This window comes from Nocardioides perillae, assembly GCF_013409425.1.
Lineage (GTDB): Bacteria > Actinomycetota > Actinomycetes > Propionibacteriales > Nocardioidaceae > Nocardioides > Nocardioides perillae.
Genome location: NZ_JACCAC010000001.1, coordinates 804,507 through 828,499, shown reverse-complemented (window position 1 = coordinate 828,499; position 23,993 = coordinate 804,507). Strand labels below are relative to the sequence as shown.

At 73.9% G+C, this 23,993-nt stretch carries 24 protein-coding genes and 1 tRNA gene; 12 read left to right on the top strand and 13 right to left on the bottom strand.

Annotated elements, in window-relative coordinates; all coding sequences use genetic code 11:
* Positions 1-200: 200 nt before the first annotated feature.
* The 6 genes from BJ989_RS03880 to BJ989_RS03855 form a co-directional block, all read right to left on the bottom strand.
* Positions 201-1,754: an amidohydrolase gene (locus BJ989_RS03880; protein WP_179517072.1), complete on the bottom strand. Its 1,554-nt coding sequence runs from the start codon at positions 1,752-1,754 to the stop codon at positions 201-203.
* Between the two features lie 35 nt (positions 1,755-1,789).
* Positions 1,790-2,623, bottom strand: coding sequence for an MBL fold metallo-hydrolase (locus BJ989_RS03875; RefSeq protein ID WP_343049073.1), 834 nt, complete (start codon positions 2,621-2,623; stop codon positions 1,790-1,792).
* Positions 2,624-2,627: 4 nt separating this feature from the next.
* Positions 2,628-3,509 carry an NUDIX hydrolase gene (locus BJ989_RS03870; protein WP_179517071.1) on the bottom strand — a complete coding sequence of 294 codons (882 nt, stop codon included), beginning with the start codon at positions 3,507-3,509 and terminating at the stop codon, positions 2,628-2,630.
* Between the two features lie 5 nt (positions 3,510-3,514).
* Complete coding sequence (locus BJ989_RS03865) at positions 3,515-4,030, bottom strand: Atu1372/SO_1960 family protein (protein WP_179517070.1); 516 nt, start codon at positions 4,028-4,030, stop codon at positions 3,515-3,517.
* A gap of 7 nt (positions 4,031-4,037) precedes the next feature.
* Positions 4,038-4,193 (bottom strand): Sp36 family protein, encoded by a 156-nt coding sequence (gene sp36 / locus BJ989_RS03860; RefSeq protein ID WP_179517069.1) that lies wholly within the window; start codon positions 4,191-4,193, stop codon positions 4,038-4,040.
* A gap of 88 nt (positions 4,194-4,281) precedes the next feature.
* Complete coding sequence (locus BJ989_RS03855) at positions 4,282-6,045, bottom strand: BCCT family transporter (RefSeq protein WP_343049072.1); 1,764 nt, start codon at positions 6,043-6,045, stop codon at positions 4,282-4,284.
* A gap of 203 nt (positions 6,046-6,248) precedes the next feature.
* Here BJ989_RS03855 and BJ989_RS03850 point away from each other — a divergent pair, with 203 nt between their 5' ends.
* Positions 6,249-6,686 (top strand): pyridoxamine 5'-phosphate oxidase family protein, encoded by a 438-nt coding sequence (locus BJ989_RS03850; RefSeq protein ID WP_179517068.1) that lies wholly within the window; start codon positions 6,249-6,251, stop codon positions 6,684-6,686.
* Here the strand turns inward: BJ989_RS03850 and BJ989_RS18140 are convergent.
* Genes BJ989_RS18140 through BJ989_RS03835 form a run of 4 tightly spaced genes read right to left on the bottom strand, consistent with a single transcriptional unit; the run spans position 6,677 to position 9,510 of the window.
* Positions 6,677-7,243: an Nramp family divalent metal transporter gene (locus tag BJ989_RS18140; RefSeq protein WP_281363155.1), complete on the bottom strand. Its 567-nt coding sequence runs from the start codon at positions 7,241-7,243 to the stop codon at positions 6,677-6,679. The genes BJ989_RS03850 and BJ989_RS18140 overlap by 10 nt on opposite strands.
* Positions 7,165-8,007 (bottom strand): Nramp family divalent metal transporter, encoded by an 843-nt coding sequence (locus tag BJ989_RS18135; RefSeq protein ID WP_281363154.1) that lies wholly within the window; start codon positions 8,005-8,007, stop codon positions 7,165-7,167. Before BJ989_RS18135 ends, BJ989_RS18140 begins: the two co-directional genes overlap by 79 nt.
* 44 nt (positions 8,008-8,051) lie before the next feature.
* Complete coding sequence (locus tag BJ989_RS03840) at positions 8,052-8,684, bottom strand: CoA transferase subunit B (protein WP_179517067.1); 633 nt, start codon at positions 8,682-8,684, stop codon at positions 8,052-8,054.
* A gap of 1 nt (position 8,685) precedes the next feature.
* Positions 8,686-9,510: a 3-oxoacid CoA-transferase subunit A gene (locus tag BJ989_RS03835; protein ID WP_179517066.1), complete on the bottom strand. Its 825-nt coding sequence runs from the start codon at positions 9,508-9,510 to the stop codon at positions 8,686-8,688.
* A 106-nt stretch (positions 9,511-9,616) separates the two neighbouring features.
* Here BJ989_RS03835 and bagA point away from each other — a divergent pair, with 106 nt between their 5' ends.
* Complete coding sequence (gene bagA / locus BJ989_RS03830; protein ID WP_343049071.1) at positions 9,617-10,624, top strand: ATPase BagA; 1,008 nt, start codon at positions 9,617-9,619, stop codon at positions 10,622-10,624.
* Positions 10,625-10,683: 59 nt separating this feature from the next.
* The gene (bagB, locus tag BJ989_RS03825) at positions 10,684-11,841 is read left to right on the top strand and encodes an ArsA family ATPase (RefSeq protein ID WP_343049487.1); all 1,158 of its coding nucleotides are present in this window, start codon (positions 10,684-10,686) and stop codon (positions 11,839-11,841) included.
* Between the two features lie 22 nt (positions 11,842-11,863).
* Here bagB and BJ989_RS03820 read toward each other — a convergent pair whose 3' ends face one another.
* On the bottom strand, positions 11,864-12,148 hold the full coding sequence (locus tag BJ989_RS03820; RefSeq protein ID WP_179517064.1) for a WhiB family transcriptional regulator: 285 nt from the start codon (positions 12,146-12,148) through the stop codon (positions 11,864-11,866).
* A gap of 170 nt (positions 12,149-12,318) precedes the next feature.
* On the opposite strand from BJ989_RS03820, the gene BJ989_RS03815 reads away from it, so the two are divergent.
* Positions 12,319-14,757, top strand: coding sequence for a transglycosylase domain-containing protein (locus BJ989_RS03815; RefSeq protein ID WP_179517063.1), 2,439 nt, complete (start codon positions 12,319-12,321; stop codon positions 14,755-14,757).
* Between the two features lie 35 nt (positions 14,758-14,792).
* Here the strand turns inward: BJ989_RS03815 and BJ989_RS03810 are convergent, their stop codons facing one another.
* Positions 14,793-15,251, bottom strand: coding sequence for a GatB/YqeY domain-containing protein (locus BJ989_RS03810; RefSeq protein WP_179517062.1), 459 nt, complete (start codon positions 15,249-15,251; stop codon positions 14,793-14,795).
* A 26-nt stretch (positions 15,252-15,277) separates the two neighbouring features.
* Here BJ989_RS03810 and BJ989_RS03805 point away from each other — a divergent pair, with 26 nt between their 5' ends.
* Positions 15,278-16,210, top strand: coding sequence for a metallophosphoesterase (locus tag BJ989_RS03805; protein ID WP_179517061.1), 933 nt, complete (start codon positions 15,278-15,280; stop codon positions 16,208-16,210).
* A 79-nt stretch (positions 16,211-16,289) separates the two neighbouring features.
* Positions 16,290-16,363, top strand: a tRNA-Pro gene (locus tag BJ989_RS03800).
* A gap of 101 nt (positions 16,364-16,464) precedes the next feature.
* Here the strand turns inward: BJ989_RS03800 and BJ989_RS03795 are convergent.
* The gene (locus tag BJ989_RS03795) at positions 16,465-17,505 is read right to left on the bottom strand and encodes an SMP-30/gluconolactonase/LRE family protein (protein ID WP_343049486.1); all 1,041 of its coding nucleotides are present in this window, start codon (positions 17,503-17,505) and stop codon (positions 16,465-16,467) included.
* 27 nt (positions 17,506-17,532) lie between these two features.
* Here BJ989_RS03795 and BJ989_RS03790 point away from each other — a divergent pair, with 27 nt between their 5' ends.
* The 6 genes from BJ989_RS03790 (at position 17,533) to BJ989_RS03765 (ending at position 23,936) form a co-directional block, all read left to right on the top strand.
* Positions 17,533-18,816, top strand: coding sequence for an ABC transporter substrate-binding protein (locus BJ989_RS03790; RefSeq protein WP_179517060.1), 1,284 nt, complete (start codon positions 17,533-17,535; stop codon positions 18,814-18,816).
* Positions 18,817-18,907: 91 nt separating this feature from the next.
* Complete coding sequence (locus tag BJ989_RS03785) at positions 18,908-19,903, top strand: carbohydrate ABC transporter permease (protein WP_179517059.1); 996 nt, start codon at positions 18,908-18,910, stop codon at positions 19,901-19,903.
* Positions 19,900-20,730, top strand: coding sequence for an ABC transporter permease subunit (locus BJ989_RS03780; protein WP_179517058.1), 831 nt, complete (start codon positions 19,900-19,902; stop codon positions 20,728-20,730). Before BJ989_RS03785 ends, BJ989_RS03780 begins: the two co-directional genes overlap by 4 nt.
* The gene (locus tag BJ989_RS03775; RefSeq protein ID WP_179517057.1) at positions 20,727-22,169 is read left to right on the top strand and encodes a glycoside hydrolase family 1 protein; all 1,443 of its coding nucleotides are present in this window, start codon (positions 20,727-20,729) and stop codon (positions 22,167-22,169) included. Before BJ989_RS03780 ends, BJ989_RS03775 begins: the two co-directional genes overlap by 4 nt.
* A 5-nt stretch (positions 22,170-22,174) precedes the next feature.
* On the top strand, positions 22,175-23,191 hold the full coding sequence (locus BJ989_RS03770; RefSeq protein ID WP_343049069.1) for a LacI family DNA-binding transcriptional regulator: 1,017 nt from the start codon (positions 22,175-22,177) through the stop codon (positions 23,189-23,191).
* A gap of 31 nt (positions 23,192-23,222) precedes the next feature.
* Complete coding sequence (locus tag BJ989_RS03765; protein ID WP_343049068.1) at positions 23,223-23,936, top strand: SDR family NAD(P)-dependent oxidoreductase; 714 nt, start codon at positions 23,223-23,225, stop codon at positions 23,934-23,936.
* Positions 23,937-23,993: the final 57 nt, after the last annotated feature.

Below are 23,993 nucleotides of genomic sequence, written 5' to 3'. Positions count from 1 at the left end.
GCGGCGCCGGGCACCACCTGCAAGCCGCCGTACGCCGGTGGTCGCCCTCGCCTGCGTCATGCGCTCCGCACGCCATCACGTCGCTTCCGCATGACGCTCACGCCGGTGCCCCCACGCCTCCCCGATGCAGCGTCATGCGGTCCGCCCGCGACCGCGTCACCTCCGCATGACGCAGCGACGGCGACCCGGGGCGAGGCCCCCTAGAACGCCTCGTGCACGAGCCGCCCCGCGACCCAGGTGGCGGCGACGCGGGTCCCGCGCAGGTGCGCGGCGGCGTCCGCCGCCGAGTCGGCGGGCGCGAGCGGGTCGCGGTCGAGCAGCGCGAGGTCGCCGCGCGAGCCGGCCTGCACGGTCGGCTGGCCGTCGACCGACGCCCGCAGCGCTTCCGCCGGGGTGAGCGCCTGCTCGGGGTGCCAGGCCTCGCGCTCGTCGGCGCTGCGGTGGACCGCGGCGGCCATCGCGAGCCACGGGTCGAGCGGCGAGACGGGGGCGTCGGAGCCGAGGGCGAGGCGCACGCCGTCGTCGAGCATCCACCGGAAGGCGAAGCACCGCTCCGAGCGCTCGCCCCAGATCTTGTCGGTCAGGTCGCGGTCGTCGAGCAGGTGGGCGGGCTGCACGCTGGCGGTGATGCCGAGCTCGGCCATCCGCCGCACGTCGTCGCGGCCGACCATCTGCGCGTGCTCGACGGAGCCGCGGGCGCCCGTCTCGGCGTACGCCGCCAGCGCCTCGCGGGTGGCCGCGTCGCCGATGGCGTGGGTCGCCACCGCGAGCCCGTGGGCGTGCGCGCGGGCGAGCAGGTCGCGCAGCTCGCCGCCGCTGAGGTTGGGCAGGCCGCGCGGGTGCTCGAGGCGGTGGGCGTCGGCGTAGGGCTCGCAGCACCAGGCGGTGCGGGTGTTGAGGGAGCCGTCGCTGATGATCTTGAGCGGCCCCATGGTGAGGCGCTCGTCGCCGCCGGGCAGCACGTCGCCGGTGCGCAGGCCGGCGTCGAGCACGGCGTCGAGGCCGGCGGCGTACTCCGCGACGCGCACCCGCAGCCGGTCGCAGCCGTCGTGCCAGCGACCGGTCCACTCCTGCCACCCGGCGCCGAACTCGAAGTCGGTGATGCCGACGACCCCCAGCGCGGCTGCCGCGTCGAGCGCGCGACGGTAGGCCTCGGGCGAGGTGCCGTCGCCGCCGACGATGCTCGCCAGGCGCGGGTAGGCCGCGAACCACTCGGTCTCGCGCACCACCGAGTCGCGCACCGGCAGCGCCAGGTGCATGAGCGCGGTGGTGTTGAGCCAGCCGTGGTGCCCGTCGCCGCTGATCAGCACGACCGGCACCTCGCCGGAGACGGCGTCGAGCTCGCTGACGGTCATGTCGCGCTCCCAGCCGCCGGCCCGGTGGCCCCAGCCGACGACGGGTGCGTCCGGCTGCTCCGCGATCCGCGCGGCGACGAGCGCGACGGCCTCCTCCGGCGACCGGACGCCGGCGAGGTCGAGGCGCTGCGAGGCGAGCGTCCACTGCCCGAAGTGCACGTGCTGGTCCCACAACCCCGGCACCAGCCAGCGGCCCTCGGCGTGCAGCTCGGGCAGGCCGGGGCGCCGCTCCAGCTCCGGGCCGACCTCCTCGACGACACCACCGACCACCCGCACGTCGACCGGCGCGTCGGGCACGACGTCGCCCGCACCGACCGGCACGAGCCGGGCGCCGCGCAGCAGGAAGCCGGTCTCGCTCGGCAGGCTGGGCTGGGGCGGCGGCGGGGTGGCGTTCCACATGGGCCGCACGCTATCCGCGGCGGTCGAGCCCCGCGTCAGCGCCCGCGCAGGTAGGCGAGCTGGGCCCGCACGGACAGCTCGGCCGCCCCCCACAGCACCGGGTCGACGTCGGCGTAGACGACCTCGACGACGCGCCGCGGCAGCGTCTCCTCGTCGAGCGCCTCGACACCGCCGGCGGCGTCCTGCAGCGCGCCGAGCGCGGCCTCGACCTGGGCGAGCCGGTCGCGGCGGTGGGCGCGGTAGAGCTCGAGCACCCCGAGCGCGTCGGGCAGCACCGGCCCGTGCCCGGGCCACACCCACCGGGCCTCCCGGGCCTCGGCCAGCGCGTGCAGCCGCTCGAGGGAGTCGAGGTAGGCACCCAGCTGCCCGTCGGGGTGCGCGACGACGGTGGTGCCGCGCCCGAGCACGGTGTCGCCGGTCAGCAGCGCCCCCTCGGCCGGCAGCAGGAACGACAGCGAGTCGGCCGTGTGGCCCGGGGTCGCCACGACGTGCACCTCGAGGCCGTCGACCTCGACGACGTCGCCGTCGCCGAGGCCCTCGTCGCCCAGGCGGTACGCCGGGTCCAGCGCGCGCACGCCGCAGCCGACCCGCTCGGCGAACTCCCGCGCCGCCTCGGCGTGGTCGGCGTGGTGGTGCGTCAGCAGCACGGCCGCGACGTCGCCGGCCTCCTCGGCCACCGCGTCGAGGTGGGCGAGGATGCGCGGGCCGGGGTCGACGACGACCGAGCGGCGGGCGCCGGGCTCGCGCAGCACCCAGGTGTTGGTGCCGTCGAGCGTCATCACGTCGGCGTTGGGGGCCAGCACGCACCGGCCGCGCTCGCCGAAGGCACCGCCGTGCCACGCGCCCGGAGCCGCGACCTCGCCGGCCACCGGGTCAGGCCCGCCGTGCGGCGACCAGCGCCTGCAGGTCGGGGGGCACGGTGAGGGTCCAGCCTCCCTCGACCGGCTCCGCCGTCGGCGTGAACATCTCGACCGCCCGGCCGTGGGCGAGCGCCAGCGCCTCGTCGACGCCGGCGGCCTGGCCGACCTCGAGGCAGGTGAGGTAGGTCGGGGGCAGCATGGCGAGCTCGCCGGCGTCGGCGCGGTCGGCGGCCTCCCGGGCCGGCAGCCACAGCACCTCGGAGGACTCGCTCGACACGTCGCGGGTGCGCTGGCCCTCGGGCAGGCGCGCGATGAAGAACCAGGTGCGGTAGCGCCGGGGCTCGAAGACGGGCGTCAGCCACCCGCTCCACACCCCGAGCAGGTCGGTGCGCAGCACCAGCCCGCGGCGGGTGAGGAAGTCGGTCATCGCCAGCTCCCTCGACTCGAGCGCGACCCGGTCGGCCTCCCAGTCGTCGCCGGTGGTGTCGGCGACGACCTCGTCGGGCGAGGCGCCAGCCAGCAGCACGCCGGACTCCTCGAAGGTCTCCCGGACCGCGGCGCACACCAGCGCCCGGGCGGTCTCCTCGTCGGTGCCGAGCGCGCCGGCCCACTCTGCGGGACCGGGCCCGGCCCAGGCGACCGTGCGGTCGAAGTCGCGGCGGTCGACACCGCCGCCGGGGAAGACGCACATGCCCCCGGCGAAGGCCATCGAGCGCTGGCGGCGCAGCAGGTAGACCTCGGGGCCGGGCGTCGCGGCGCCCGGGCGGCCGGGGCGCAGCAGCACCACCGTCGCGGCGTCGCGGGGCTCGACCGGCTCGCGCCGCCCCGCGGCGTACTCCTGGGCGAGGAGGGCGACCTCCTCGGGCAGCGGCACCGGCGGCAGCGGGATCTGCACGTGGCTCAGCCGGCCGGGGCCGGGTCGACCTCGACCAGCAGCTCGACCTCGACGGGCGCGTCCAGCGGGAGCACCGGCACACCGACCGCCGAGCGGGCGTGCACGCCGGCCTCGCCGAAGACCTCGCCGAGCAGCTCGGAGACGCCGTTGGCGACCCGCGGCTGGCCCGTGAAGTCGGGGGTGGAGGCGACGAAGACGACGACCTTGACCACCCGGCGCACGCGGGCGAGGTCACCGAGCTGCGACTTGACCGCGGCCAGGGCGTTGAGGGCGCACTGGCGCGCGCAGGCCACCGCCTCCTCCTCGCTGACCTCGCCGCCGACCTTGCCCGTCAGCAGCAGCTCGCCCTCGCGCACGGGCAGTTGGCCCGAGGTGAAGACGTGGTCGCCGCTGCGGACGGCGGGGACGTAGGCGGCGACAGGGGCGGCGACCTCGGGCACGGCGAGCCCGAGAGCGGCGAGCCGCTCCTCGGGGTGGGTGCCGGGGTGGGTGCCGGGGTGGGTGCCGGGGTGGGTGCTCACGGCTGCCTCACGCCACCGGGCGCTTGAAGTAGCCGACGAGGTTCTCGGGGTTCATGCCGGGCGCGATCTGCACCAGCTCCCACCCGTCGGAGCCGAAGTTGTCCAGGATCTGCTTCGCGGCGTGCGTGAGGATCGGGGCGGTCAGGTATTCCCACTTCTGCATGCCCGGCACCCTACTCGGGCCGGGCGACCTGCTCGGGCCGGGCGACGCCGACGCACGTCGCGGCGGCGCCGCCCGACCCGGGTGGCCCTCAGCGCGGGCCGGTGCCGCCCGAGCCCGCCCGGAAGCCCGCACGGGTGCCGGTGCGCGCCGCACCCTTCGCGGCGGCGTCGGCGGCGCCCTCCTCCGCGACCCGGTCGGCCACGTCGGCCACCAGCTGACGGCGCACCAGGCGCTTGACCGCCCGGTGCTCGGCGTTGAGCGCCTTGGTCGTCGAGACCACCATCAGCACCATCACGACGCTGAAGGGCAGCGCGACGAGGATCGCCATCGTCTGCAGCGCCGACAGCCCTCCGGCGAGCAGCAGCGCGATGGCGATGACGCCCTGCAGCGAGGCCCAGAAGGCGCGGCTCCACCGCGGCGGGTCGAGGTCGCCGCCGGAGGCGATCATGTCGACCACGAACGAGCCCGAGTCGGAGCTGGTGACGAAGAAGACGACCACCAGGAAGATCGCGACCACGCTCAGCAGCGTGCCGAGCGGGAGTCCGTCGAGCATCTGGAAGAGAGCGAGGTTCGTGTCGACCCCCTCCTCGCCCACGAGGCCGCCGCCGCCGAAGATCTCGCGGTGCAGGGCCGTGCCGCCCATGACGGCGAACCACAGCATCGTCACCAGCGTCGGCACGAGCATCACGCCGGCGACGAACTGCCGCACGGTGCGACCGCGCGAGATGCGCGCGATGAAGACGCCGACGAAGGGCGCCCAGCTCATCCACCAGCCCCAGTAGTAGGTCGTCCAGCCGGCGAGGAAGTCCTCGCCCGCCTGGCCCTGGAACGAGTAGGTGTTGAACGACAGCCGCAGGAAGCCCTGCAGGTAGGAGCCGATCTGCTGCACGAAGTCGCTGAGCAGGAAGACCGTCGGGCCGAGCAGCAGCACGGCGCCGACCAGCAGCGCGGCGAGGCCCATGTTGAGGTTCGAGAGCCACTTGATGCCGCGGTCGACGCCGCTGAGCACCGAGACCATCGCGATCGCCGTGATCGCGATGACCAAGCCGACGAGCAGCGTGTCGGTGGGCTCGTCGACGACGTCGAGGTAGCCGAGGCCGGCGGCGACCTGGGTGACGCCGAAGCCGAGCGAGGTGGCGACGCCGAAGAGCGTGCCGACGATCGCGACGACGTCGATCGCGTCGCCCCAGAAGCCGTCGACGCGCTTGCCGAGCAGCGGCTCGAGCGCCCACCGGATCGACACCGGCCGGCCCTTGCGGTGCACGGCGTAGGCGATCGCGAGGCCGACGACGACGTAGATGGCCCAGGCGTGCAGGCCCCAGTGCAGGAAGGTCACGTCCATCGCGGCGCGCGCGGCCGCCGGCTCGCCGGCGGGCGTGCCCGGGGGCGGGGAGGTGAAGTGGTTGAGCGGCTCGGCGACGCCCCAGAAGACCAGGCCGATGCCCATGCCGGCCGCGAAGAGCATCGCGAACCACGACTTCAGCCCGAACTCCGGCTCCTCGTCGTCCTTGCCCAGCGTCACGTTGCCGAGCGGCGAGAGCGCGACGTAGGCCGCGAAGGCGACGAACCCCGTGACCAGCAGGACGTAGTACCACCCGAGGTCGGTGACGACCGTGGTGTTGGCCGCGGTCAACGCCTCGCCGAGCCGGCCCGGCATGGCGAGGGCGACCGCCACGAAGGCCACCAGCAGCACGGCGGCGGGGACGAAGACGCGCGGTGCCCGGATCAGCCCGGCACCCCCCGGCGTACGGCGGGAGGGGCGGTCGGCGGGCGAGCCGCCCTCGGCGGGGCGGCGGCCGGGGTCGCCCGGCGCGGGCGGCGTGGGCGGGCTGGTCGGCGGACTGGTCGTCACGGTGTCCCTTTCCGTCGTGCGGTCGCAGGGGAGGTGGCGCACCGGCGGGACGGCGAGGTCGTCGCGTCGAGGCGGCGCGCCGGGCCGCGCACCCCACCAGGGGACGGGGGCGGCGACCGACCTTCGACGTTAACGGGACGCGCCCCGGTCGCGAAACCGCACCAGCGGGGTGGTGTGCCAGGCCACACGCCAGACTGGAGGGCGTGCCCCGCCGACCGACCGCGCTCGACGACCCCGCCCACCTCGCCTTCTGGCGCGCGCGCCACCTGTGCACCGTCACCGTGGTGCGCCGCGACGGCTCGCTGCACGTGACGCCGATGGGCATCGTGCTCGACCCCGAGGGCGGCCTCGCGTGGGGCGTCACCTCGCGCACCTCGGTGAAGGCACGCGTGCTCGCCTCCCCCGGCGAGCACCGGGTCGCGGTCTGCCAGGTCGACGGCCGGTGGTGGTCGTCGCTCGAGGGTCTCGGCACGGTGAGCGACGACCCCGCCGTCGTGGCCGAGGCCGAGCAGCGCTACGCCGCCCGCTACCGCCAGCCGCGCCCCAACCCCGACCGCGTCGCCGTCCGGGTTGCCGTCGAGCGCTTCTCCGGCAACCTCCCCGACCCCGACCCCGACCCCGTGCGCGGGCCTCAGACGTAGGGCGTCAGCAGCTCGCGCAGCTCGTTGACGGCGAGCGCGACGAAGAGCACGGCGCACAGCGCCAGACCAGCGTTGGAGACCCAGCCGTTGCGCCACTGCGGCGGCACGACCGAGGTCTCCGTGGCCGCCGTCGCCCCGCCGCCGCTGCGGTTGAGCAGGATCAGCAGCGTGACGGCGAGGAACGGCATGAAGATCGCGCCGAGCGCGCCGTAGGCGAGGATCAGCCCGACGGGCCGGTCGAGCAGGAGCAGCAGCATGGGCGGGAAGGTGAGCCACAGCAGGTAGGCCCGGAACCACCGGCCGCCGGTGCGGGTGTCGGGGTGGCCCGACGGCAGGCCCCGCAGGTTGCCGACGAAGTCGGCGAACATCAGGCTCACCCCGCTCCACACGCCGATGAGCGACGACAGCGACGCGGCGAAGAAGCCGACGAGGAAGACCGTGCCGAAGACCTGGCCGTAACGCTCGTCCAGCACGTCGCTCAGCTGCACCAGGCCCTGGTCGCCGGAGTCGATCGCGATGCCGGCGGAGTAGAGCAGCTCCGCGCCGACGACGAGCATGGCGACCACGAAGAGGCCGGTGAGGGCGTAGGCCACACGCCGTTGTCGATGCGCATCACCCGCATGAAGCGCGGGGTGTCCCAGCCGCGCTCGCGCAGCCAGTAGCCGTAGGCCGCCAGCGTGATCGTGCCGCCGACGCCGCCGGCGATGCCGAGCACGTAGACCAGCCCGCCGTCGGGCACGACCGGACGCAAGCCGGCGAGGACCTCGCCGAGGTTCGGCGTCGTCACCAGCGCCGCGCCGACGACGGCGACGAACATCGTGCCGACCAGCACGGCCATGAGCACCTCGACCGCGCGGTAGCTGCCGAACCACACCAGGGCCAGGCCCACGAGCCCGGCGACGACCGCGGTCCAGCGCAGCGACAGGTCCGGGAAGAGCGCCACCAGCGGCAGCGCGGTCGACGACATCGCGGTCGCGCCGTACACCAGCCCCCAGACGACGATGTAGGGCGCGAAGTAGAACGCCGTCCACCGCCCCAGGCTGCGCCAGCCCTCGAAGACGGTGCGGCCGGTGGCGAGGGAGTAGCGCCCGGCGCCCTCGACGAGCACCACCTTCAGCAGCGTGCCGAGGACGGCCACCCACAGCAGGGTGTAGCCGTACTGCGAGCCCGCCACCAGCGTCGAGACCAGGTCGGCGGCGCCGACGCCGGTCGCGGCGACCACCAGGCCGGGCCCCACCACCTTCCACCGCGGCGGCGGCCCCTCGGCCGGCCCGCCGGGGCGGACGGGGTCGCTGGTGCTGTCGGTCCCGAGGTCGGCCATCCGCCCACCCCACCAGAGGGGGCGCGCCGCCCGCAAGCAGCGGCTCAGGCCAGCTCGGGCTCCGTCTTCGCTCGCACCTCGTCCTCGGTGACGTCGGGCGCGAGCTCGACGAGGCGCAGGCCCCCGTCGTCGGGCAGCACGTCGACGACCGCCAGGTCGGTGATGATGCGCTGCACCACCCGCTTGCCGGTGTAGGGCAGCGAGCACTCCTCGACGATCTTGTACGACCCGTCGCGCGCCACGTGCTCCATCAGCACGACGACCTTCTTGGCGCCGTGGACGAGGTCCATCGCGCCGCCCATGCCCTTGACCATCTTGCCGGGGATCATCCAGTTGGCGATGTCGCCGGCCCGGCTCACCTGCATCGCGCCGAGGATCGCGGCGTCGACCTTGCCGCCGCGGATCATCCCGAAGCTCGTGGCCGAGTCGAAGAACGACGCCCCGCGCCGCAGCGTGACGGTCTCCTTGCCGGCGTTGATGAGGTCGGGGTCCTCCTCCCCCTCCACCGGGTAGGCGCCGACGCCGAGGATGCCGTTCTCGCTCTGCAGCACCAGCTCGACGTCGTCGGCGACGTAGTTGGGCACCAGCGTCGGCAAGCCGATGCCGAGGTTGACGTAGGAGCCGTCGGTCAGCTCCTGGGCGGCCCGGGCCGCCATCTGCTCACGCGTCCACGCCATCTCAGGCCTCCTGCCCGCTCGTGCCGGCCCCGGCCGCGGCAGCGCCGGCCGTGTCGGGACGCGGGCGCACGGTGCGCTTCTCGATCCTCTTGTCGGCCGCCTGCTCGGGGGTGAGCGCGACCACCCGCTGCACGAAGACGCCGGGGGTGTGCACGAGGTTGGGGTCGAGCTCACCGGGCTCGACGAGCTCCTCGACCTCCGCGACCGTGACCCGCCCGCACATCGCGGCGAGCGGGTTGAAGTTGCGCGCCGAGTCGCGGTAGACGAGGTTGCCGTGCCGGTCGCCGCGCCAGGCCCGCACGAGCGCGACGTCGGCGGTGATCGCCTCCTCCATCACGAACTCCTGCGGCCCGTCGGCCGTCTGGAAGGTCCGCACCTCCTTCGGCGGCGAGGCCACCACGACCCCGCCGGCGTCGTCGTAGCGCCACGGCAGGCCCCCCTCGGCGACCTGCGTGCCGACGCCGGTGCGGGTGAAGAAGGCGGCGATCCCCGACCCGCCGGCCCGCATCCGCTCGGCCAGGGTGCCCTGGGGGGTCAGCTCGACCTCGAGCTCGCCGGCGAGGTACTGCCGGGCGAACTCCTTGTTCTCCCCGACGTAGGACGACACCATCCGGCGGATCCGCTTCGCCGCCAGCAGCCGCCCGAGACCCCAGTCGTCCACACCGCAGTTGTTGGAGACCGCCTCGAGGTCGCGCGCGCCCTGCGCGAGCAGCGCCTCGATCAGCACCGACGGGATGCCGCACAGCCCGAAGCCGCCGACCGCGAGCGTCGCGCCGTCCGGCACGTCCGCGACCGCCTCGGCGGCGCTGGCCACCACCTTGTCCACGAGCCCTCCTCGTCCCTCCCGCGGCCGGCGCCGGGGCCCCCCGATCCAAGCCAGCGCGCGAGCCGCGGTCAACCCGACCGCGCACCGGCTCGCTAGTCTCGCGACCGTGAGCGACTGGCCGAAGGCGCAGGTGCACGTGGTCACCGGCAAGGGCGGCACCGGCAAGTCGACGGTGGCCGCCGCGCTGGCGCTCGCGCTCGCCCGCCACGGCCGCCACGTGCTGCTGTGCGAGGTCGAGGGGCGCCAAGGCATCGCCCGGATGTTCGACGTCGACCCGCTGCCCTACGAGGAGCGGCGCCTGGCGACCGGCCTGCCGGGGCCCGAGGGCCGCGCGGGCACGGTGCACGCGCTGCACGTCGACGCGGAGTCGGCGCTGCTCGAGTACCTCGCGATGTACTACAAGCTGGGTCGTGCCGGCCGTGCGCTGGACCGCTTCGGCGTGGTCGAGTTCGCCACCACCATCGCGCCCGGCGTCCGCGACGTGCTGCTCACCGGCAAGGTCTACGAGGCCGCCCAGCGCAACGCGCGCAACAAGGGCGCGCAGCACTACGACGCCGTCGTGCTCGACGCGCCGCCCACCGGCCGGATCACGCAGTTCCTCGGCGTCAACGGCGAGCTCGCCGGCCTCGCGCGGGTCGGCCCCATCAAGGGCCAGGCCGACAACGTCATGGCGCTCTTCCGCGGCGGCCGTACGGTGGTGCACCTCGTGACCGTCCTCGAGGAGATGCCCGTGCAGGAGACCGGCGACGGCATCGCCGAGCTGCGCGTCGCGGGCCTGCCGGTCGGCGGCGTGGTGGTCAACCTGGTGCGCCCCGGCGACCTCGCCGGGTCCGCCCTGGCGGCCGCGCGCGCCGGCACGCTCGACCGCGACGCCCTCGGCGCCGAGCTGCGCAGCGCCGGTCTCGCGCCCGACGGTGGCCCCGACCTCCTCGTCGACGACCTCGTGTCCGCGGCCCGCGACCACGCGGAGCGTCGGGCGCTCGAGGACGCCCAGCGCCGGCTGGTCGCCGACCTCGGGGTGCCGTCGTACGAGCTGCCCCGCCTCGTCGGCGGCGTGGACCTCGGCGGGCTCTACGAGCTCGCGGCCGCGCTGCGGGAGCAGGGGATGGCGTGAGGCAGCGCGCGAGGGGCTCCGGCAGCGGCGACGGCGTGCGTACGCCGCGGCGCGCGCACGTGCGCAGCGGCACGGGCGCCGGCACCGGCACCGCGCCGGTGCTCGACGTCGACGCCCTGCTCGACGACCCCGCGACCGGCATCGTGGTGTGCTGCGGCTCGGGCGGCGTCGGCAAGACCACCACGTCCGCCGCGCTCGCCCTGCGCGCCGCGGAGCGGGGGCGCAAGGTCGTCGTGCTCACCATCGACCCGGCGCGCCGGCTGGCGCAGTCGATGGGCATCGAGCAGCTCGACAACACCCCGCGTCCCGTCGCCGGGGTCGACCCGGCCGCCGGCGGCTCGCTGGCCGCGATGATGCTCGACATGAAGCGCACCTTCGACGAGGTGGTCGAGAGCCAGGCCAGCCCCGAGAAGGCGCAGCAGATCCTGCAGAACCCGTTCTACGTCGCGCTGTCGAGCTCGTTCGCGGGCACGCAGGAGTACATGGCGATGGAGAAGCTGGGGCAGGTGCACCGCGACGCGCGCGTGGCCGGCACCTACGACCTGATCGTGGTCGACACCCCGCCCTCGCGCTCGGCGCTGGACTTCCTCGACGCCCCCGAGCGGCTGTCGAGCTTCCTCGACGGCCGCTTCCTGAAGCTGCTGCTCGCCCCCGCCCGCGGGCCGGCGCGGGTGGTGAGCGCCGGGCTCGGGCTCGTGACCAACGCGCTGACCAAGATCGTCGGCGCGCAGGTGCTGCGCGACCTGCAGACCTTCGTGGCCGCCTTCGACACCCTCTTCGGCGGCTTCCGGGCCCGCGCGCAGTCGACCTACGAGCTGCTGCAGGCCGACGGCACGGCCTTCGTGGTGGTGGCGGCGCCGGAGCCCGACGCGCTGCGGGAGGCGGCGTACTTCGTGGAGCGCCTCGACGACGACGCGATGCCGCTCGCCGGCATGGTGGTCAACCGGGCGACGCCGGCACCGGCGGTCGCGCTGCCGGCCGACGAGGCGACCGCCGCTGCGTCGCGGCTGCGGCGCGACGACCCGGGGTCGGTCGCGGCCGCGCTGCTGCGGCTGCACGCCGACGCCACCCGCACGGTGGAGCGGGAGCGCCGGCTCTGCGAGCGCTTCGCCGCCGCGCACCCGACGGTGCCGACGGCGGTCGTGCCGGCGCTGGCGAGCGACGTGCACGACCTCGACGGGCTGCGCCGCGTCGGCGACCTGCTCGCCGGCACCTGAGGGCGCCCGCCTCAGGTCGGCGTCAGGAGACGCTGAGCTCGGCGTGCTGCTCGCGGGCGGTCTCGAGGACCCGGCGCCACGAGCGGTCGGGGTGACGACGCAGCAGGGCCCGGCGCTCGCGCTCGGTCATGCCGCCCCAGACGCCCCACTCGATCTGGTTGTCGAGCGCCTCGGCGAGGCACTCGGTGCGCACGGGGCAGCCCGCGCAGACCGTCTTGGCCTTGTTCTGCTCGGCTCCGCGCACGAACAGCTGGTCCGGCGACTGCTCACGGCACGCGGCCGCACTGGCCCAATCCTCGACCCACATGATGTCCCCACATCCATCCGGTGGGACTCGTGCGACCCCATGTCGCCGGTCCCGGGTGACCCCTGCGGACGACGGTAGTGACGGCGCCACCCCTGCTGGCACGGCTTGTCGGACGCATCGACGTAGTCACAAATGACTACTCCGCGCCGCCGCCTCGTACAGTGGAGAGCATGTCGACCCCCTCCCCGGACCGCGGCCCGTCGCCGCTGCCCGCCGGCCGGATCGCCTCCCACCTCGGCGTCATGCTGGCCGTCGCCGCCGTCCTCGGCGTCGTCGTGGCCGGCCTGGCCGTCCCGTTCGTGGGCGTGCTCGGCCTGGGCGCGCAGCAGGTGGCGCGCAGCATGGACGAGCTGCCGGCCGAGCTCGAGACCGAGGCGCTGCCGCAGCGCACCCAGGTGCTCGACCGCGACGGCGAGGTGATCGCCACGCTCTACGACGAGAACCGCGTCAACGTGCCGCTGCGCTCGGTCGCGCGGATCATGGTGAAGGCGATCGTCTCGATCGAGGACTACCGCTTCTACGAGCACGGCGCGCTCGACCTCAAGGGCACCCTGCGCGCGCTCATCACCAACCAGGCCAACAGCGGCGAGGTCGTGCAGGGCGGGTCGTCGATCACCCAGCAGATGGTGAAGCTGACGCTGGCCCAGCAGGCCGACACCGAGGAGGAGCGGCGGGCGGCCACCGAGGAGACCTACGCCCGCAAGCTGCGCGAGCTGCGCTACGCGATCGCCGTCGAGGAGCGCTACTCCAAGGACTGGATCCTCGAGCGCTACCTCAACACGGCCTACTTCGGCGACGGCGTCTACGGCGTGCAGGCCGCCGCGCGCCACTACTTCGGGGTCAACGCGAAGCGGCTCGACCTGCGCCAGGCCGCGCTGCTGGCGGGGCTGGTGCAGAACCCCACCGGCTACGACCCCACCAACTCCCCCGACCGCGCGATGGCCCGCCGCAACGTCGTGCTCGACCGGATGGCCCAGCTCGGCGTCATCACCGAGCAGCGTGCCGAGAAGGTGAAGGCCCGCAACCTCGGGCTCGACGTCACCGCGACCAGCAACGGCTGCGTCGGCACGGTGGCGCCGTTCTTCTGCGACTACGTGATCGAGACGCTGGTGCGCGACCCCGCGCTCGGCGAGACGCAGGCCGAGCGCCGCGACCTGCTGCGCCGCGGCGGCTTCACGATCCGCACCACCCTCGACCAGAGCATGCAGCGCGCGGCCGACGAGTCGGTGAGCGCCCAGGTCTTCCAGCGTGACCAGGCCATCGGCGGGCTGGCCCTCGTCGAGCCCCGCACCGGCGAGGTCCGCGCGATCGCGCAGTCGCGGCCGATGGGTCGCAAGAAGGCCGAGGGCGAGACCTTCCTCAACTACGTCGTGCCGGAGCGGCTCGGCGACTCCGCCGGCTTCCAGGCCGGCTCGACCTTCAAGGCGTTCGTGCTCGCCGCAGCGATCAACCAGGGCATCCCGCTGACCACGCAGATCGAGTCGCCGCAGGAGCGCACCTTCGACCTCACCGAGTTCGAGGGCTGCCGGCCCAGCGACACCTACTTCGGCGAGTACCCCGTCGGCAACAGCACCGGCGCGGGCACCTTCGACCTCTACCGCGGCACCCAGCAGTCGGTGAACACCTTCTACATCGAGCTGATCCGGCGCACCGGCATCTGCGAGCCCTTCCAGCTCGCGAAGTCGATGGGCGTCGAGCTCACCCAGCCGCGCAACCCGGACGCCGCGGAGCTGGTGCCCAGCTTCCCGCTCGGCGTCGCCAACGCGAGCCCGCTGGAGATGGCCGAGGCCTACGCCACCTTCGCCGGGCGCGGCCTGCACTGCGCCAGCCAGCCCGTGACCTCGATCGAGGACTCCCGCGGCAACGTGCTCAAGGAGTACCGCCCCGACTGCAAGCAGGTCATGCCGTCGGCCACCGCCGACGCCGTCAACGACGTGCTGCGCGGGGTGCAGGAGTTCGGCTTCGGCGCGCAGAACGGCCTGCAGCTCGACCAGCCGTCCGCCGGCAAGACCGGCACGACCCAGGACGGCAAGTCCGTGTGGTTCGTCGGCTACACGCCCAACCTGGCCGCGGCCGCGATGATCGCGGGCGCCAACGAGCTCGGCTCGCCGATCGGGCTGGCGGGCCAGGTCATCGGCGGCGACTACATCTCCTCGGCCTCGGGCTCCGGCTTCGCCGGTCCGATGTGGGCCGGGGCGATGCAGGCCATCGACGACTCGCTCGACTACGAGGACTTCGTGCAGCCCTCGGGCACCGACATCGCCGGCGTGCTCACCCCGATCCCGGACGTCGCCGGGCTGACGGCCGACGAGGCCCGTGCCCGCCTCGAGGAGGCCGGCTTCACCACCTCCCTCGGCGGCTACCGCAACTCCACCCTCGGCGAGGGCCTGGTGCTCTTCACCTTCCCGTCGGCGGGCGAGGAGCTCTCCAGCGGCGACACCGTCCTGCTCTACCAGTCCACCGGCACCGTGCCCGAGCCCGAGCCCGCCCCCAGCGGGGGCGGCGGTGCCGGCGGCGGTGGCGGCGGCGGTGACCGCGACGGCGGCCGGGGTCGCGGCCGCGGCAACGGCGGCGGCAACGGGGGCGGCAACGGGGGCGGCCGGGGCTGACCCGGCCTCCGGTCAGCCGAGCTGGCGCCCTCCGGTCAGCCGAGCTGGCGCCGCACCTCGGCCGCGACGACCCCGCCGTCGGCGCGACCCTTGACCTGCGACTGCAGCGCGCCCATGACCTTGCCCATCGCCTTCATGCCCTCGCCCTGGACGCCGAGGGCGGTGATGGTCGAGGTGACCAGGTCGGCCACCTCGGTCTCGGAGAGCTGGCTGGGCAGGTAGCCCGCGAGCACCTCGGCCTCCGCCCGCTCGCGCTCGGCCATCTCGGCGCGGCCGGCGTCCTCGAAGGCGGTCGCGGCCTCGCGGCGCTTCTTCGCCTCGCTCGCGAGGACCGTCACGACGTCGTCGTCGCTCAGCTCCCGCGCCTCCTTGCCGGCGACCTCCGCGTTGGTGATGGCGGTCAGCACCATGCGCAGCGTCGAGGAGGTGAGGTCGTCACGCGCCTTCATGGCGGTGGTGAGGTCGGCGCGGATGCGGTCCTTGAGGGCGCTCATGCCGGCCATTGTGGCAGCCTGGGCGGGTGCTCCCCCACGCGGTTTCCCGCACCCTCGGCGCCCTCGGCGCGGCGGCCGCGGGCGGCGCCGCGCTGACGGCGTACGCCGCGTGGGAGGCGCGGGCCTTCGTCCTGCGGCGGGTGGAGGTCCCGCTGCTCCCGCCTGGCGCGGAGCCGCTGCGGGTCCTGCACCTCTCCGACCTGCACCTGACCCCCGGGCAGCGCGCGAAGCAGGAGTGGCTGCGCGGACTCGCCCACCTCGCGCCCGACCTCGTCGTCAGCACGGGCGACAACCTCGCGCACCCCGCCGCCGTGCCGGTGGTGCTCGACTGCCTCGGCCCGCTGCGCGACGTGCCCGGGGTCTTCGTGCTGGGCTCCAACGACTACTTCACCCCGACGCTGCGCAACCCCGTGCGCTACCTGCTGCCCGACGACGGCACCCGCCACACCGACGTGCCGCAGCTGCCGTGGCCCGCGCTCACGCGCGCGCTGGTCGAGGGGGGCTGGTGCGACCTGACCAACGCGACCGGGCACCTCGACGTGCGCGGTCTGAAGCTCGCCCTGGCCGGGGTCGACGACCCCCACCTGGGCTACGACGACCTCGCCGCCGTCGCCGGCCCGGCCGACGCGGCGGCCGACGTGCGCGTGGCGGTGGCGCACGCGCCGTACCTGCGGGTGCTCGACGGCTTCGCGCGCGACGGCTACGACGTCGTGGTCGCGGGCCACACCCACGGGGGCCAGGTGTGCCTGCCCGGGATCGGTGCCCTCACCACCAACTGCGACCTCGACACCGCGCGCGCCAGGGGGCTGCACCGGCACCCGGCGGACGCGCCGCCCGGCGCCCCGGGGTCGAGCTGGCTGCACGTCTCGGCCGGCCTCGGCACGAGCCCCTACGTGCGGTTCCGGGTGGCCTGCCGCCCCGAGGCCACTCTGATGACCTGGGTGCCCCGCGACGCCTGACCACGCACCGGGGGCCGATGTGGCGGCCCGGCACCGCTCGGGTATGCTCGCCGTGCTCGTGAGCCTGGACGGTCACGATCGGGCTGTGGCGCAGCTTGGTAGCGCGCCTCGTTCGGGACGAGGAGGCCGCAGGTTCAAATCCTGTCAGCCCGACCCACGACGTTCGCGTCACCGGCAGCCGGACCCCCTCGGGTCCGGCTGTCGTGCTCCTGCCCGCCGCCGGGTCACCCGTCGCAGGGTCACGAGCCGCAGGGTCAGGAGCCGCAGGTCGCGACCGGGGCCCCTTCGACGCCCACGTCGACGACGAACACCGCACCCGCCCGGGGGTCCTCGGTCTCGCCCAGCCCCTGCCGCGACGTCGTGACGTAGAGGCGGGTGTCGCCCGGGCCGCCGAAGCTGCAGGAGGAGACCTGGACGGCGTCGACCTCGACCACCGCGGTGAGGCGGCCGTCGGCGGCGTAGCGGTGCACCGCCGCGCCGCCCCAGAGCGCCACCCAGAGGCCGCCGTCGGCGTCCAGGGCCATGCCGTCGGGGTGCCCGCCGGACACCCGGGCGAGGGGGCGCCGGCCGGAGAGCGTCCCGGCGCCCCGGTCGTGCGCCAGCACGTCGACGGTGCCCCGGGGGGTGTCGACGTGGAAGGCGCGGCTCCCGTCGACGGACCACACGAGCCCGTTGGGGACGGTGAGGTGCGTCAGCGTCGGCGCGACCTCGCGGTCGGGGTCGAGGCGCCACAGCGTGCCGCGCCCGGCGCGGGCCTCGACATCCATCGACCCGCACCAGAACCGGCCGTCCCGGTCGCACCCCCCGTCGTTCCAGCGCAGGCCCGGGCCGAGGACCGCGGACGAGGCCCACTCGACCCGTCCCGTGGCGTCGAGCAGGCGGAAGCCCGCGTCGACGGCGACCACCACCCCGCCGCCGGTGCGCGGCCGCCACGCCCCGACCACGGCACCGACGTGCCAGCGGGACGCGACGTCGCCGTTGCCGTTGCCGTTGCCGTTGCTGTTGCCCTTGCCGAGGGTGAGCAGGTCGCCGGCGAAGACGTCGACGAGCCGCAGCCGGGCAGCCACGGGGTCCCAGCAGATGCCCTCCCCGTGGTGCGTGACGACGTCGGTGAGCTGGTGCGCGTCGATGGCGACCTCCTGCGATCCGGTCCGGCAGCGCCCGCGTCGACGCTCTCTCGTGGAAACGTTTGCACCGCACCCTAGCCCTCGGAGTCCTCTACTTTCAGCGAGACCCTTGACGCCGCTGTGACGCCGGTCATACGTTGACGGCCACAGGGGTGGAAACGGTTCCACCACGGTTCGATCGGCAGGAGCACCCAGATGCGACAGTTCACCACTCGACGGGGGGTCACCGTCGGTGCCGCCCTGGCGCTCGTCACCGGCCTGACCGCCGCCTGCGGCGGCGGGTCGGAGGCCGCCCAGACGCCGCTCGGTCAGGACGACGTCCTCACCATCACAACCTTCAGCGACTTCGGCTACGACCAGCTGATCGAGCAGTGGAACGCCGACCCCGAGCGTCCGTTCACCGTCGAGATGACCAAGATCGCCGACTGGGACCCGTGGAAGCAGGCGCTGACCCAGAAGCTGCAGGCGGGGTCCGGGCTCACCGACATCGTCGCCGTCGAGGGCGACGCGATGCCGCAGTTCCTCTCCGAGGGTGCCTCGGACCAGTTCGTCGACCTCGCCGACCCCTCGGTCGAGGACCGCTGGGTCGAGTACGCCTACCAGAACGGCCAGACCGCCGACGGCAAGCAGGTCGGCTACCCGACCGACGCCGGCCCGGAGGCCTTCTGCTACCGCGCCGACCTCTTCGAGGAGGCGGGGCTGCCCTCGGACCGCGAGGAGGTCGAGGCGATCTTCGAGACCTGGGACTCCTACTTCGCCGCCGGCGAGGAGCTCACGGCAGCGCTGCCCGGCACGAAGTGGTACGACTCCAGCGGCTCCATCGCCCAGGCGATGCTGAACCAGGCCGAGTTCCCCTTCCAGACCGAGGACGGCACGGTCGACGTGGAGAACCCCGAGCTCGAGCTGGTCTGGGACACCGTCACCTCCTACTCCTCCACGCTCTCGCCGCGCGTCGTGCAGTGGAAGGAGGACTGGACGGCCAACTTCACCAACGACGGGTTCGCCACCATGCCCTGCCCCGGCTGGATGTTCTCCAACATCAAGTCGAACGCGCCGGAGGTGGAGGGCTGGGACATCGTCAACGCCTTCCCCGGCGGGGGCGGCAACTGGGGCGGCTCCTACCTGGCCGTGCCCGCCACGTCGCAGCACCAGGAGGAGGCGAAGCAGTTCGCCGACTGGCTGACCGACGCCGAGCAGCAGCTCGCCGCCTTCGAGGCCGCCGGCAACTACCCCGCCAATGTCGAGGCCCAGCAGAGCCTCGCCGAGGCGGGTGCGACCGACCCCTACTTCAACGACGCCCCGACCGCGGTGATCCTCGCCGACCGCGCCGCCGCGGTCGAGCCCGGCCGGCCCTACAAGGGCGACAAGTACTCCGACATCCTCGGCCTCTTCCAGACCGCGATCCAGCGGGTCGACGAGGGTGCCGCGCCCGACGAGTCCTGGGAGACCTTCACCCAGGCCGTCGAGAGCCTCTCCTGAGCGATGAGCGACCCGCACCGCCCCCGCCGGGGAGGTCCACGTGACCTCCCCGGCCCTGGGGCACCGACCGAGCGACGAGAGGAGGAGCGCGATGACGACCATCCAGGCCAGCAGGTCGGCTGACACCGCCCCCCGACCGACGGGCACCCCGGTCCCGCCGGCGGGGCCGACGTGGCGGCAGCGGCTCTCGCAGTGGGACTTCCGCTGGTCGCCCTACCTCTACGTCCTGCCGTTCTTCCTGCTCTTCGCGGCCGTCGGCCTCTACCCGATGGTCTACTCGGGCTACCTCTCGTTCTTCTCCTGGCCCCGCTACGGCGTGACCCACGGCGAGGGCGTCGGGTTCGCCAACTACGCCCACGTGCTGACCGACCCGGTGTTCCACAAGGCCTTCTGGAACACCGTCGGCATCTTCCTGCTCTCGTCGGTGCCCCAGGTGGTCATCGCCACCGTGATCGCGGCGATGCTCGACACCCCGCTGCGGGGCCGCACCTGGTGGCGCATGAGCGTCCTGCTGCCCTTCGTCGTCGCGCCGGCGGCGACCGCCCTCATCTTCGGCAGCATCTTCGCCGACCGGACGGGCCTGGCCAACGAGCTGCTGCGCGCCGTCGGGCTCTCGGGCATCGAGTGGCACTCCGACCGGTTCGCCAGCTGGACGGCGATCGCCACGATGGTCAACTACCGCTGGACCGGCTACAACACCTTGATCATCCTGGCCGCGCTCCAGGCCATCCCGCGCCAGCTCTACGAAGCAGCGGCCATGGACGGCGCCAGCCGGGTGGAGCAGTTCTTCCACGTCACCCTGCCGTCCATCCGGCCCACGATGCTCTTCGTCATCATCACCGCGACCATCGGCGGGATGCAGATCTTCACCGAGCCGCGGCTCTTCGACACCAACCTGCAGTTCCAGGGCGGCGCCGACTACCAGTACCTCACGCTCACGATGTACGTGTTCAACACCTCCAACAGCGGCACCGACCCCTACCCGCGGGCGGCGGCCGCGACGTGGATCATCGTCTTGATCATCGTCGCCATCGCGTTGGTGAACTACCTCGTCACCCGTCAGGTCCAGCGCAGGAGCGAGCGGTGAGCCGGCGTCCGGGGTTCCTCGTCTACGGCCTGCTGACCGCCTTCGTGCTGGGCTCGGCCTTCCCGCTCTACTGGTCGTTCGTCATCGGCTCGGTGACGAAGGAGCGCGCCATCCAGAGCCCCCTGCCGCTGTGGCCCGGAGGCCACTTCCTCGACAACGCCCGCCGCGTGTTCGACCAGATCGACTTCTGGGCGGCGCTCGGCAACTCGGTGATCATCTCGGCGGTGTCGGCGGTCTCCGTCGTCTTCTTCGCCACCCTCGCCGGCTACTCCTTCGCCAAGCTCCGCTTCCGCGGCAGCAACGTCGCCATGGCCTTCGTCGTGGCCACGATGGCGGTGCCCACCCAGCTGGCCTTCGTGCCGCTGCTCAAGCAGTTCAGCAACCTCGGGCTCGACGGCACCCGCACCGCGGTGGTCCTGCCTTTCCTCGTCACCGCGTTCGGCGTGTTCTTCATGCGCCAGTACCTCCTGGACGCGGTGCCCGACGAGCTCATCGAGGCCGCCCGGGTCGACGGCTGCTCGCAGCTGCGCACCTTCTGGACGGTCGCGGTGCCCGCCGCCCGACCGGCCATGGCGATCCTCGCGCTCTTCACCTTCATGCAGACCTGGACCGAGTTCATGTGGCCCCTGCTGGTGCTGCAGGGCTCCGACGTCCAGACCCTCCAGACCGCGCTCGACCAGCTCAAGATCGCCCCCGCGGGTGGCATCGCCGACATCGCCCTGCTGCAGGCAGGCACGTTGCTGGCGACGATCCCGCTCCTCGTCCTGTTCATCGCGACCGGCCGCCAGCTCGTGGCCGGCATCATGCAAGGAGCCGTCAAGGGATGACGACCACCCGCCACTTCCCCACCGACTTCCTCTGGGGAGCCGCTGCGGCCTCGTACCAGATCGAGGGCGCCGTCGAGGCCGACGGACGCACACCGTCCATCTGGGACACCTTCTGCCGCGAGCCCGGCGCGGTCCTCGGCGGTGACACCGGTGACGTCGCGTGCGACCACTACCACCGGATGCCGCAGGACGTCGCGATGATGAAGGAGCTCAACCTCGCGTCGTACCGCTTCTCGGTGGCCTGGCCGCGCGTGTGCCCCGACGGCGGACCGGTCAACCCGGCCGGACTGAACTTCTACAGCCGGCTGACCGACGAGCTGCTCGAGGCCGGGATCAAGCCCTGGCTGACGCTCTACCACTGGGACCTCCCCCAGGCGCTCGAGGACCGCGGCGGCTGGACCGAGCGCGACACCGCCTACCGCTTCCTCGACTACGCCCTGGCGGTGCACGACGCCCTGGGTGACCGCGTCGACGCGTGGACGACCCACAACGAGCCGTGGTGCTCGGCCTTCCTGGGCTACACCAGCGGCGGCCACGCGCCCGGGCGCAGCGAAGGGGTCGCCGGCGTCGTCGCCGCGCACCACCTGCTGCTCGGCCACGGCCTGTTCGTCGACGAGTTCCGTCGCCGCGGCGGCACGCCCGAGCAGGGCAAGGCGGTGGGCATCACCCTCAACCCCACGGTGGCCGACCCGTTCGACCCCGCGCGCGAGGCCGACGTCGAGGCGGCGCGCCGCCTCGACGGCTTCCACAACCGGGTCTTCCTCGAGCCGCTCTTCCACGGCAAGTACGCCGACGACCTCTCCCGCGACACCGAGGGCATGCTCTTCCAGTGCAGGCAGTGGGAGGAGTTCGTCCTCGACGGCGACCTCGAGCTGATCAGCGCCCCGACCGACTTCCTGGGCGTGAACTTCTACCACGGCGACCTGCCGGCCGCGGTGCCCTTCGACGTCGAGCCCGACGAGCTGCTCGGCAGCCGCATCGAGCACTCGCCGCGCCACCGCGAGTCGCCCTACCCCGGCGACGGCTTCGTCTTCCCGCGGACGGGCCGCCCCACCACCGACCGCGACTGGGAGATCGACCCCGCGGCGCTGACCCGCCTGCTCGTCCGTCTCCGGGAGGAGTACGACGCGCCCCCCATCTACATCACCGAGAACGGCGCGATGGCCCACGACGTGCTCGAGGACGGCGCCGTCCACGACGTCGGACGGCAGCAGTTCCTCGAGCAGCACCTCCACGCGACCCTCGACGCGCTGGAGCAGGGCGTCCAGGTCGACGGCTACTTCGTGTGGTCGCTGATGGACAACTTCGAGTGGAGCTACGGCTACGCCCACCGCTTCGGGATCGTCCACGTCGACTACGACACCCAGGTCCGCACGCCGAAGGACAGCGCGCGGTGGTACGCGGACGTGATCACCCAGAACCGTCTGCCAGTAGCGTGACGTGGGTGGGAACGAACGGGCACGCCTCGACGCTCGGTGAGGTGGCCGCGCTCGCGGGCGTGAGCAAGGCGACCGCCTCGCGCGCCATCAACGGCCGGCACAAGGTGAGCCCGCAGGCGCAGGCGGCGGTGCTCGACGCCGTGCGCGAGCTCGGCTACACGCCGAACGGGGCGGCCCGCTCGCTCGTGACGCGGCGGACCGGCTCGGTGGCGGTGATCCTCCCCGAGTCCGACGAGCGCGTCTTCACCGACCCGTTCTTCGCCCGCCTGCTGCACCAGGTGGCCCGCTCGCTGCGCGAGCACGACCTGCAGCTGGTGCTGCTGCTCGCCCAGCCGGGCGACGAGACCCGCCTGCTCACCTACCTGCGGGGGCGCTACGTCGACGGCGCCGTCGTCGCGTCGCACCACCGCGACGACCACCTGGCCGAGCACCTGTCCGACGTCGGGCTGCCGTGCGTCTTCATCGGGGCGCCCTGGACGGGCGGGGAGCGCGTCTCCGTGGTCGACAGCGACAACACGGGCGCCGCGACGCAGGCCGTGCGCGTCCTGCTCGAGAGCGGCCGGCGCCGGATCGCCACGATCGCGGGCCCCGGCGACATGCGCGCGGGCCACGACCGGCTCCAGGGGTGGCGCCAGCAGCTCGAGGCGGCGGGCCTCGACAGCAGCCTCGTGGCCTTCGGCGACTTCACCGAGGACAGCGGGGCCGCGGCGTGCGCCCAGCTGCTCGACGCCGCCGGCGACCTCGACGGGATCTTCGCCGCGTCGGACCTCATGGCCCTCGGTGCCATGCGGGAGCTCGAGTCCCGCGGCATCCGCGTGCCCGACGACGTGGCGATCGTGGGCTACGACGACCTCGGCGTCGCCGAGCGCACCCGCCCGCCCCTCACCACGCTGCGCAACCCCATCGGCGAGATGGCCACCGAGGCCGTCCGGATCCTGCTCGAGGCCATCGACCACGGCGGGCGCGGCGCCCCGCGCCGGGTCGTCTTCGTGCCGGAGCTGGTGCGCCGTGACAGCGTCTGAGGCGGCGAGGCCCGCCCGACGGGGGGTCGCGGTGGTCACCGGGGCCTCCCGGGGGCTCGGCGCAGGCATCGCCACCCGGCTCGCGGCCGACGGGCTCGCCGTCGCGGTCGGCTACCGCCACGGGCACGACGCCGCCCAGACCGTCGTCGACGGCATCCGGTCGGCGGGCGGGGTGGCGGAGGCCTTCGGGGCCGACGTGGTCGACGAGGACGGCGTCGCCGGCCTCGTCGCCGACGTCACGCGCACCCTGGGCCCGGTCACCGTGGTCGTCGCCAACGCGACCGGGCCGCAGCCCGAGGCCGGGGTGGAGGAGCTGACCTGGCGAGCCCACCTCGACCAGCTCGACTTCTTCGTCAAGAGCCCCACGCTGCTCGTGCAGGCGGCGCTGCCGACCATGCGCGCCGCCGGCGGCGGCAGGGTGGTGCTGATCGGGTCGGACTCGGTCGACCGCGCCCTGCCCGGCACCTCGGCGTACGTCGCGGCGAAGAGCGCCCAGGTCGGGCTCACCAAGGTGTGGGCCAAGGAGCTCGGCCGTGACGGGATCACCGTCAACCTGGTGCAGCCCGGGTGGATCCCGGTCGAGCGCCACGCCGGCCTCGACACCGCGTCCTACGTCGCCGACGTGCCGCTGGGCCGGATGGGCACGCCCGACGACGTCGCCGCGGTCGTCGCCCACCTCGTCTCCGACGCCGGCGGCTTCGTGACGGGTCAGCGCATCACCGTCAACGGCGGGCACACGATCTAGCCGTCGGGCGTGAAGGCGTCGGGGCCCGCCGGGCAGGGCCGGCCCTGCGACCGGCGG

What these genes read in the sequence shown, in the direction of transcription:
- BJ989_RS03880 (WP_179517072.1), bottom strand. Translation starts at nt 1,754, where the DNA reads ATGTGGAACGCCACCCCGCCGCCGCCCCAGCCCAGCCTGCCGAGCGAG.
- sp36 (WP_179517069.1), bottom strand. Translation starts at nt 4,193, where the DNA reads ATGCAGAAGTGGGAATACCTGACCGCCCCGATCCTCACGCACGCCGCG.
- BJ989_RS18140 (WP_281363155.1), bottom strand. Translation starts at nt 7,243, where the DNA reads ATGCTCGTCGTCGGCGCGGAGCTGCTCTACTCCGCCGGCATCGCGATC.
- BJ989_RS18135 (WP_281363154.1), bottom strand. Translation starts at nt 8,007, where the DNA reads ATGGCCGACCTCGGGACCGACAGCACCAGCGACCCCGTCCGCCCCGGC.
- BJ989_RS03840 (WP_179517067.1), bottom strand. Translation starts at nt 8,684, where the DNA reads ATGGCGTGGACGCGTGAGCAGATGGCGGCCCGGGCCGCCCAGGAGCTG.
- BJ989_RS03820 (WP_179517064.1), bottom strand. Translation starts at nt 12,148, where the DNA reads ATGTGGGTCGAGGATTGGGCCAGTGCGGCCGCGTGCCGTGAGCAGTCG.
- BJ989_RS03815 (WP_179517063.1), top strand. Translation starts at nt 12,319, where the DNA reads ATGTCGACCCCCTCCCCGGACCGCGGCCCGTCGCCGCTGCCCGCCGGC.
- BJ989_RS03810 (WP_179517062.1), bottom strand. Translation starts at nt 15,251, where the DNA reads ATGAGCGCCCTCAAGGACCGCATCCGCGCCGACCTCACCACCGCCATG.
- BJ989_RS03790 (WP_179517060.1), top strand. Translation starts at nt 17,533, where the DNA reads ATGCGACAGTTCACCACTCGACGGGGGGTCACCGTCGGTGCCGCCCTG.
- BJ989_RS03785 (WP_179517059.1), top strand. Translation starts at nt 18,908, where the DNA reads ATGACGACCATCCAGGCCAGCAGGTCGGCTGACACCGCCCCCCGACCG.
- BJ989_RS03775 (WP_179517057.1), top strand. Translation starts at nt 20,727, where the DNA reads ATGACGACCACCCGCCACTTCCCCACCGACTTCCTCTGGGGAGCCGCT.